The organism is Brevundimonas diminuta ATCC 11568 (assembly GCF_000204035.1).
Taxonomy (GTDB): Bacteria; Pseudomonadota; Alphaproteobacteria; order Caulobacterales; family Caulobacteraceae; genus Brevundimonas; species Brevundimonas diminuta.
Genome location: NZ_GL883086.1, coordinates 2,207,673 through 2,216,131 on the forward strand (window position 1 = coordinate 2,207,673; position 8,459 = coordinate 2,216,131).

At 67.9% G+C, this 8,459-nt stretch carries 10 protein-coding genes; 3 read left to right on the forward strand and 7 right to left on the reverse strand.

Annotated elements, in window-relative coordinates; all coding sequences use genetic code 11:
- From BDIM_RS14610 to BDIM_RS14635, 6 genes are all read right to left on the reverse strand, one after another.
- The coding region (locus BDIM_RS14610; protein ID WP_040346333.1) for a CpaE/TadZ family protein at positions 1-1,374 on the reverse strand (1,374 nt) is incomplete at its 3' end.
- The gene (locus BDIM_RS14615) at positions 1,371-2,051 is read right to left on the reverse strand and encodes a CpaD family pilus assembly protein (protein WP_040346334.1); all 681 of its coding nucleotides are present in this window, start codon (positions 2,049-2,051) and stop codon (positions 1,371-1,373) included. The genes BDIM_RS14615 and BDIM_RS14610, both read right to left, overlap by 4 nt.
- Positions 2,052-2,056: 5 nt before the next feature.
- Positions 2,057-3,604: a type II and III secretion system protein family protein gene (locus BDIM_RS14620; protein ID WP_169312160.1), complete on the reverse strand. Its 1,548-nt coding sequence runs from the start codon at positions 3,602-3,604 to the stop codon at positions 2,057-2,059.
- Between the two features lie 17 nt (positions 3,605-3,621).
- Complete coding sequence (cpaB, locus tag BDIM_RS14625; protein WP_003166365.1) at positions 3,622-4,554, reverse strand: Flp pilus assembly protein CpaB; 933 nt, start codon at positions 4,552-4,554, stop codon at positions 3,622-3,624.
- A gap of 121 nt (positions 4,555-4,675) precedes the next feature.
- Positions 4,676-5,188, reverse strand: a complete 513-nt coding sequence (locus tag BDIM_RS14630; protein WP_040346335.1) for an A24 family peptidase — start codon at positions 5,186-5,188, stop codon at positions 4,676-4,678.
- Positions 5,189-5,286: 98 nt separating this feature from the next.
- Positions 5,287-5,466, reverse strand: a complete 180-nt coding sequence (locus BDIM_RS14635; protein WP_003166367.1) for a Flp family type IVb pilin — start codon at positions 5,464-5,466, stop codon at positions 5,287-5,289.
- A gap of 282 nt (positions 5,467-5,748) precedes the next feature.
- On the opposite strand from BDIM_RS14635, the gene BDIM_RS14640 reads away from it, so the two are divergent.
- The 3 genes from BDIM_RS14640 to BDIM_RS14650 are packed head-to-tail and all read left to right on the forward strand — an operon-like array spanning position 5,749 to position 7,254.
- Positions 5,749-6,138 (forward strand): pilus assembly protein N-terminal domain-containing protein, encoded by a 390-nt coding sequence (locus tag BDIM_RS14640; RefSeq protein ID WP_003166368.1) that lies wholly within the window; start codon positions 5,749-5,751, stop codon positions 6,136-6,138.
- A 4-nt stretch (positions 6,139-6,142) separates the two neighbouring features.
- On the forward strand, positions 6,143-6,670 hold the full coding sequence (locus BDIM_RS14645; RefSeq protein ID WP_003166369.1) for a TadE/TadG family type IV pilus assembly protein: 528 nt from the start codon (positions 6,143-6,145) through the stop codon (positions 6,668-6,670).
- Positions 6,667-7,254, forward strand: a complete 588-nt coding sequence (locus BDIM_RS14650) for a TadE/TadG family type IV pilus assembly protein (RefSeq protein WP_003166370.1) — start codon at positions 6,667-6,669, stop codon at positions 7,252-7,254. The genes BDIM_RS14645 and BDIM_RS14650 overlap by 4 nt, the downstream gene beginning before the upstream one ends.
- A 10-nt stretch (positions 7,255-7,264) precedes the next feature.
- Here the strand turns inward: BDIM_RS14650 and BDIM_RS14655 are convergent.
- Positions 7,265-8,459 (reverse strand): anthranilate synthase component I family protein (locus BDIM_RS14655; protein WP_040346336.1); only part of this gene is annotated, 1,195 nt, incomplete at its 5' end.

The window sequence follows — 8,459 nt, forward strand, 5'->3', positions numbered from 1 at the left end:
CTTGGCGGCGGCGTCGACGATCATCTGGCCGTTGTTGGCGGCCGCGCCGAACACCTTGGCGTCGAAGGGAATGCTGAGGCTGGGATGGACGCCCAGGGCCGCGCCGAAATCCTTGGCCGGAATCTCGGGCCGCCCCGGTATGCCCACCTGGTTCAGCACCAGGCGCGGCGGGGCGTCGTTGGGGCGTCCCTGCTTGATCAGGTCGATCATGTTCTTGGCGTTGCGCAGCGAGGCCAGGTCCGGCGTCGCCACCACCACCACCTCGTCGGCCGCGATCAGCGCCCGGCGCATCCAGCCTGACCACAGGTGCGGCAGGTCCAGCACCACGAAGGGCGCGGTCGCCCGGATGCGGGTGGTGACTTCCTCAAAGGCCTCGGCGCCGATGTCCCAGTCGGTCTCCAGCGTCGCGGGCGCGGCGAACAGGCTCAGCTTGTCGGTGCAGCGGACCATCATCCGGTCCAGCAGGGTGGGGTCCAGGCGATCCGGCTGGTTCAGGGCGTCGGCCACCCCGTTCAGGGGATCCTGGTTGAAGTCCAGCCCGGCCGTGCCGAACGGCAGATCGTAGTCGACAATGACGGTGTTGACGCCGATCCGTTCGCTCATCGCATAGGCGGTGTTGTGCGCCACGGCCGAGGCCCCCGCCCCGCCGCGCGCGCCGACGAACGCGATGGTGCGGCCGACGAAGGGCTGGGCCGGGTCGGCGAACAGGCCGCCGATGGCGGCGATCAGCTGCAACGGCTGGATCGGCGCCACCAGATATTCGCTGACGCCCCGCCGCATCAGCTCGCGGAACAGCAGGATGTCGTTGGTCGCGCCGATGATGACGACCTTGGTGCCCGCATCGCAGACCTGGGCCAGTTGGTCGATCTCGGCCAGCAGATCTTGCGGCGCCTTCAGGCTCTCGACGATGATCAGGGGCGGCGTCGGCTCGGCCTGATAGGCCTCGATCGCCGCCTGGACGCCGCCGAGGCGGATCTGGGTCGTGGCGCGCGCCATGCGGCGGTCCTGGCCCGCGCGCTCGGCGGCGGCGGCCGTGTCCTGGCGCTCGGCGAAGATGTGCACCCCGATGCGCGGGATCGACACCTCGACCGAGGCCGCCCCGCCCATCGTCAGCGCCGTCGACGTCTCGACCGCAGGCATGGCGGCCACCACGGGCGGCGCGACGGCGGCGGAAGGCGTCGACGTATTCATCGCCGCCTCGGTTTCGGTCCGCATCCGCCCGACCGGATCGAAGGCGTCCACCGCCTGTCCCATAGCCGAAGGCGCGGGCGTCCCGGCGCCGGTCGGGTGCAGATCCATGAACTCGTCATCGAGATCGAAGCCGTCCAGGGCGTCGAAATCCTGAGAAGGAAAGGGCTTGGGCGCCGTCGTCATTGCACAGCCTGTGAAATCTTGGTCTGCGACAACAGGGTCTCGCGCTGGGCGGAGGTCTGTTCGCCCTTACGATAGGCGTCGAACACCACCGAGCGACGACCGGAATCGGCCGGGATCATGGCGCGCGGGGCGACGATGTCGCGCGGATCGGCGATCTGGGCGGCCAGGTTGGCGGTGACGGCGCAGCCGAAGTTGGAAGCCGACTGATTGTCGCCAGTGCGGCCCAGATTGCCCCACTGGGTTCCGCACTGAGGCACCACCGCGCGCACCGTTTCGAACCCGACCAGCACCGGCGCCCTGGGGTCCGGCGCGGCGTAGCCGACCAGTTGGATGCGCTCGCCGGGCACGCCCGCCGCCTCGAACGCCGCCTTGACATTCCACGCCGCCTGGGCCGCCACAGGGTCGCCCCCCGCCGGTGCCTCGATCACCAGGACCGGCGCGCCCTCCATGGCGAAACGTCCGACCAGGGCGTCCAGCGCCGCGCGTTGATTGGCGGACAGGCCCGTCTCGTGCACGGCCAGGGCGATGCGATCCAGGCCTGGCTCAACCTGCAGGCTGAAACGCGAGGTGGGGGTCAGCGGCGGCTCGCCGCCCAGGCCGGCCGGGCCGCCGACGCAGGCCGACAACGCCAGGCTCAGGCTCAGAACGGCGGCGGAGATGGAGGCGGTGCGGATCATGGCGCTCACTCGATCACATAGCCGACAGGGCCGCGCCAGCCGGCGCCCGGCTGCGCCGCCGGAGCGGGCGAGCCGTAGACCTGGTTCAACTGGCCGAAGAAGATGGTCTGGGCGTCCTGGGCGATGCGCAGACCGTCGGCGGGCGTCTGCATCCGATCCGGCGAGGTCGGGTTGACGATATAGGGCTCGACGATGACCACCAGTTCGGTCTCGCCCATCACATAGTCGCGCGAGCGGAACAGCTGGCCCAGCACCGGCAGATTGGTCATGCCCGGCAGGGCGTCGATCGCCTGACGCGTCGATTCCTGCAGCAAGCCGGCGATCATCATCGACCCGCCCGAGGGCAGTTCAATGGTGTTCTCGCTGCGCCGCACCGTCAGGCCCGGCAGGGTGATCGAGGACGGCGTGCCCGCGCCGATGGTCAGGCCGCCGTTGGGCGTCAGCTCCGACACCTCGACCTTGACCTGCAGGCTGATGCGCCCTTCCGACAGGACCACCGGTCGGAACGACAGGCCGACCCCGTAGGGCTTGTACTCGACTGTAATCTGGCCTTCGCGGTCGCGCCCGGCGGGCACGGGGAACTCGCCCCCGGCCAGGAAGCTGGCCGCCTCGCCGTTGACCGACGTCAGATTGGGCTCGGCCAGCGTCCGCACCAGACCGACGCGCTCGAAGGCCTTGAGCATGGCCTCGCCCTTGTTCAGCCCATCCGAGCCGGGGCCGGTGCCGGGCTTGGCGGTGTCCCAGTTGGAGGGGTCGCCGGGGCTGCCGTCGACCGTGACCGGACACATGGCGCCCTCGGGCCAGCCGGGGCCGACACAGGGCACCTGCATCTGGAAATTCTTGGTGGTGTCGCGCGCGATCCCGCCGGCCAGACCGCCCAGGAACGAGCCGTTCACGCCCCAGGTGGCGCTGTTGCCCAACAGCCATTGAGTGTCGCCGACGCGGCCGATCACCGCCTGGGTGTCGAATCCGAGCTGCTTGATGGCGTTGCGCTGCACCTCGACCACGCGCACCTTCAGCGTCACCTGATCCGATCCGGCGACGGCGATCATGTTCATGACCTTTTCCGGCGCGCTGACAAAGGCGCGGGCCACCTGGGCGGCGCGTTCGGCTTCCAGCGGGCTGGCCGCCACGCCGGTCAGGATGATGCTGTCGTTGACCGCCTCCGCGCGTACGTTCGAGCCCGGCGCCACGCGCGCCAGGGTGTCCTGAAGCGCGCTGACGCCCGCATCCACGCGCACCCGCAGCGCCAGGATGGTGCGCCCGCTCGCATCCAGGAATACGGCGTCCGTCTCGCCGCCCGCCAGGCCGATCATGGTGATCCGGCGCGGCGAATGCAGCATGGCCTCGGCCACGGCCGGATTGGAGATGATGACGTCGCGCGCATCGGCCGGCAGATCGACGGCGAAGGATGTTCCGCGCGGCAGATTGACCATCTGCGGGGCCGAGCCTGCGGTGATGGCGGCGCGCGTCTGGGCGCGAGCGCCGTCCGACGCCGCAGAGCCGCCCAGCGCGATCAGGGCGGCGCAGGCGGCGAAAGCGAAACGATTCATGCCCGATAGTCCCGTCTTCATGGCACCGCCACCGTCTCGGCCTGGCCTTCGCGATAGACGCGCACGACCGAGCCTCCGCCGCCCGTCGCTCGGCCGCGCACCGCCCCCGGCACATGGCCCGACGGCCCGGCCGTATCGGCATAGGAGCGCAGCACCAGCGACAGCTCGCCCTCGGACTTGGCCAGGGCCAGGACTTCGGCGTCGCGGCCCGTCAGCTCCAGAGTCGCGGTGGCGCCGACGACCGCCTGCTCGTCCTCGGCGGCGCGGGTGCTCTGGTCGATGGCCAGAACCTTGACGTTGCGCATCACCGTGGCGGCTGAATATTTGGTCCCGCCGTCGTCGCCTGACCCCTTGACCTCGCGCGTCAGCAGGACGTCCACGCGGTCGCCAGGCAGGATGAAGCCGCCCGCCGCCGTCTCGACCGTCACGCGGATCGCCATGGCCCGCATGCCCGGCTCCAGATAGGCGGCCATATAGCCGCTGTCCCCGGCGCGCACGATCTTGCGCGCTACCAGGGGCTCTCCGGCCAGAATGGGTTCGCGCACCACGGCGCCGATGTAGTCCGATTTGGCGCCCGGCGTGTTCAACTCGGCGACGGCCTTCATGGCCTTGTCCACCGTTGTGCTTTTGGCGTCGCCCGCGCCCTCGACGGCCGCGTTCTCGGCGGCGGCGCCCTCGGCCTTGGACGGCGGCGGCGGACCGTCGGTGATGAAAAGGGGATTGAGTTCGTCGGCCGGCCAGTCTTTCCAGCTCAGATCCGCATCGACCAGACGACGGCCCGGCTCCAGGTCGCGCGCCGCGACCAGCACCTTGGCCATGGGCCGCGTCTCGACGGCGGCGGTGGCGGTGGCCGTGGGCTGTCCCGACGAGCCCATGGCGCGCACGACCAGCGCCAGACCGATGGCCGCGAGGGCTGCGATACAGATGACGGCGATCTTGGCGGGTTTCATCCAGTGTCTCCGGCAGACGCGATCGCGCGAACCCGGATGATCCGCCCCCTGCCTGTCAGGGATAATGGCTCGTCATGGTTAACGCGCCCCTAAGCTGGGCCGCCCTTGACGAACGACGTCATCAACCGGTGATGTAGGCCGTCATCAGCGGGCTGGACGGATAGGCCAACAGGGCGCCGATGGCGATGGCGACCCCATAGGGAATGTCGCCCTTGGGCTGCATCAAGCGCATGACCCAGCCTGGGCCGGTCTGGGCGAAAAAGGGCAGATGGCTGCGCGCCGTCATCAGCAGCAGACAGAAGCCGCCGCCGGCCAGCGCCGTGTAGAGGATAAAAGGCGTCAAGCTCGGCACCCCCAACCAAAGAAGAGTAGCTGCCATGAGCTTCGCATCCCCTCCTCCGAGCCAATTCAGCGCGAACATGCCCAAACCAACCAGCAAGCCCGACAACGCCAGAAGCGTGGACGTCACAACAACCGAGAACGGTAAGTTAAAAAGCAAGGCTGCAAAAAAATAAACTACAATAAGTAATATTGAAAATTGATTCGGTATCTTCATCGTCGATACGTCATAAATTGCGGCAACAATCAAAATTGCCGGCATTATATAGATAATTTTTGAAGCAAATTCATTCATCTTGCTAGCATTGCACAGCAATTATTAAAAATTCTCTGATTCAAAAAAGGCCGAAGCATAAGCTCCGGCCTTTCTTGTTTACAGATACCTCACCGACTTTAAGCGGCGGGAACCTTGGACATTTGACCGCCAACGTTCTTAAATGCACCCTCAAGGCCCGGCTTCAAGAAACCAATGCCAGCGATAATGATCACTGCCATCAGAGCAGCGATCAGACCGTATTCGATGGCCGTGGCGCCGGATTCGTCTTTGGCGAAGCGCGTGATGAAGTTACGCATATTGTGTCTTCCTTCTTTCAATAACGAGCAGATGACCCACTATCAGGGTCGTCGGTTTTGCCCGCTTGACCCCCGTTTGCATGGAGACAATGCGCCGCCGCCCCTTAAGAGCGAGTAAAATCTCGACGCCGCTGCGCAATATTGATGGTTACTTTCTCGTTTACTAGATTTCACGGCTGATCTCGGCCCAAGCGGGGAATTTCAGGGTTTCTTGACCTTTGCCGGTCAGGTTCGCGTGCGGCGCTCGCGCGCGCCCGTTCTGATCCTCACGGAGGCCCCGCCATGCGCCCAGCTTCTCTTCTCACCGGCCTGGCCGCGCTGCTCGTCCTGACCGCGCCCGCCGTGGCGCAGGAGCGTCCGCTCGACGTCAAGCTGGATCAGGCGACGCGGGTGCAGCTTCGCGCTCCAGCTGGGTCAGTGATCGTGGCCAATCCGCGCATTGCCGACGTCACCGTCACCGACGCCCGCACCCTGTTCATCACCGGCAAGAGCTACGGCCTGACCGAGATCATCGCCGTCGACGCCCTGGGCCGCCCCCTGTTCCAGCGCCAGGTGGCCGTCAGCCCCGGCGAAACCGGCTCGGTGCGCGTCTGGCGCGGCGGTGAAGCGGTGGAAATCGCCTGCGGAGCCCGCTGCGCGCCCGCCGCCGCCCGCCCGTCCACGGCCCCCTGATCCCATGCGCCGGGGGCTGGGCCTGATGCATCGTCGGCGTCGTCGCGAGGGCTCCACCGCCGTGGAGTTCGCCCTCGTGGCCTTCCCTTTCTTCATCCTGCTGTTCGGCATATTGGAGATCGGCCTGATGCTGCTGGTCGACGCCCTGGTCGAAACGGCCGTCTCCGACGCCGGGCGACAGATCCGCACAGGTCTGGCTCAGGAACAGCAATTGGAGATTGGGGACATCAAGGAGCGCCTGTGCGCCAAGATGAGCGTCTTCGCCGCCGACTGCCCCAGCCGCGCCTTCATCGACATCCGCGTAGTCGACGGCTTCTCGACCCCGCCGGACGCCGACCCTTTGAAAACGGGCGTCTTCGATCCCAGCGTCCTGACCTATATGCCGGGCGATCCCGGCGATCGGGTGCTGGTGCGCGTCTGGTATGAACAACCCATCGTCACCCCCTTCATCGCCCAGGCCGTGTCGCGCACCAACGATCATCGCGTGATGCTGACCACCACCCTGGCCTTCCGCAATGAGCCCTACAGATGAGGCGCGCCGCGAACATCGGGCTGCTGCGCCGCCTGTTGCGGGACCGGCGCGGGGTCTCGGCGGTCGAGTTCGCCCTGATCGCGCCCGTGATGATCATGATCTACTTCGGCCTGATCGTATTCTCCCAGGGCTATATGGCTGAGCGCCGCGCCAGCCACGTCGCCTCCATGGTTGCGGACCTGGTGGCCCAGTCCGGCGGCACCAATATCGAGGATCTGAACGGCGTCTTCGCGATCGGCGACATGATCATGCGGCCCTTTTCCGCTGACACCCTGTCGATCCGCGTCTCAAGCATCACCGTCGATGCACGCGGCGTCGCCACGGTCGAATGGAGTCACGCCAAAAGCGCCAAGGACGCCGACGGCGCCGACATCATGCCCGCCCGCAAGCGGGGCGATCCCATCACCGACCTGCCGCCCGACCTGATCACGGACGGTCAGACGGTGATCCTGGGGGAGACGAACTACGGCTATCGGCTGTTCATCCCGGACGTGATTCTGCCCGAGAGTATCGCCTTCAAACGCAACTACTATCTCCGCCCGCGCACGACGGATCGGATCGTCTGCGCCGACTGCCCCGCCTGACCCGGCGGCCCTAGCCGACCAGAGCCTCCTTCAAGGCCCGGAACTTGGCCTCGGTCTCCAGCCGTTCGGCGCGCGGATCGCTGTCGGCGACGATCCCCGCCCCGGCCAGGGCGCGCCAGCGCCAGCCGTCCGCGCCTCGCTCGAACGCTGCCGTGCGGATCAGGACCGAGGCCGTCAGCCGCGCCTCCTCGCCCAGCCCCCAGCCGAACAGGGAGCCGCACCACGGCCCGCGCGGCGGCTCGTGGCCCGCGATCGCCTTCATGGCCTGATGCTTGGGCGCGCCGGTGATGGAGCCGGGCGGAAAGGCGGCCTCCATCACCTCGGCCGGGCCGACGCCCTGCGCCGCCTGGGCGCTCACCGTCGAGACCAGATGATGCACCGTCGGATGGCTCTCCAGCGCGAACAGGCGCTCGGCCTTGACCGAACCGGGCCGCGCCGCCCGCGCCACATCGTTGCGCATCAGATCGACGATCATCAGGTTCTCGGCCCGGTCCTTGGCGCTGTCGACCAACTCCGCCGCCAGGGCCGCGTCGCGCGCGGGGTCAGGGTCTCGCGCGCGGGTGCCCTTGATCGGCCGGGTCTCGATACGGCCGCTCTCGTCGTCAAAGGTCAGGAACAGTTCCGGCGAGTTGGACACCAGCGCCCGCTCGCCCAGCCGCCAAAAGGCGCCGTAGGCCGCGCCGCGCCCCGCCGACAGCCGTAGGAAGACCTCGAAAGGATCACGCCCCAGCTGCAACCGCCCGATCCAGGCGCGCGCGATATTGGCCTGGAACAGCTCTCCGGCGCCGATGCGGGCGACCACATCGGCAACCGCCGCCTCATAGGCTGCGCCCGAGCCCTCTTCGATCACGCTGTCACAGGGCGGCGCGGGCGTGTCCGTCGAGGCCGCCGTCTCTAGCCAGGTCGCTGCGCGCTGCGCCTCAAGGCGCGCCGCCTCGACGTCCGCCCCGCGCCCGATCGCCCGCACCTGTCGGTCTTGGTGATCGAAGGCCAGCACGGCCGGATAGCGCGCCAGCATCAGGTCCGGCCAGCCGCCCCCCCGCTCGCCGGTTGCAGGCCGCGCCCCGGCGTCATAGCTCATCAGCCCGACGACCCCGCCGTCTGCATAGGCGGGCTCGCGCAGGCGCTGGAACAGCGCCCCATCGTCCGCACGACCGACGAACGTCTGATCCGGCTCGCAGGCTACGAAGGACCAGCGTCCGCCG

Coding starts and splice junctions, on each gene's coding strand:
- BDIM_RS14615 (WP_040346334.1), bottom strand. CDS start 2,051: ATGATCCGCACCGCCTCCATCTCCGCCGCCGTTCTGAGCCTGAGCCTG.
- BDIM_RS14640 (WP_003166368.1), top strand. CDS start 5,749: ATGCGCCCAGCTTCTCTTCTCACCGGCCTGGCCGCGCTGCTCGTCCTG.
- BDIM_RS14635 (WP_003166367.1), bottom strand. CDS start 5,466: ATGCGTAACTTCATCACGCGCTTCGCCAAAGACGAATCCGGCGCCACG.
- BDIM_RS14650 (WP_003166370.1), top strand. CDS start 6,667: ATGAGGCGCGCCGCGAACATCGGGCTGCTGCGCCGCCTGTTGCGGGAC.
- cpaB (WP_003166365.1), bottom strand. CDS start 4,554: ATGAAACCCGCCAAGATCGCCGTCATCTGTATCGCAGCCCTCGCGGCC.
- BDIM_RS14630 (WP_040346335.1), bottom strand. CDS start 5,188: ATGAATGAATTTGCTTCAAAAATTATCTATATAATGCCGGCAATTTTG.
- BDIM_RS14620 (WP_169312160.1), bottom strand. CDS start 3,604: ATGAATCGTTTCGCTTTCGCCGCCTGCGCCGCCCTGATCGCGCTGGGC.
- BDIM_RS14645 (WP_003166369.1), top strand. CDS start 6,143: ATGCGCCGGGGGCTGGGCCTGATGCATCGTCGGCGTCGTCGCGAGGGC.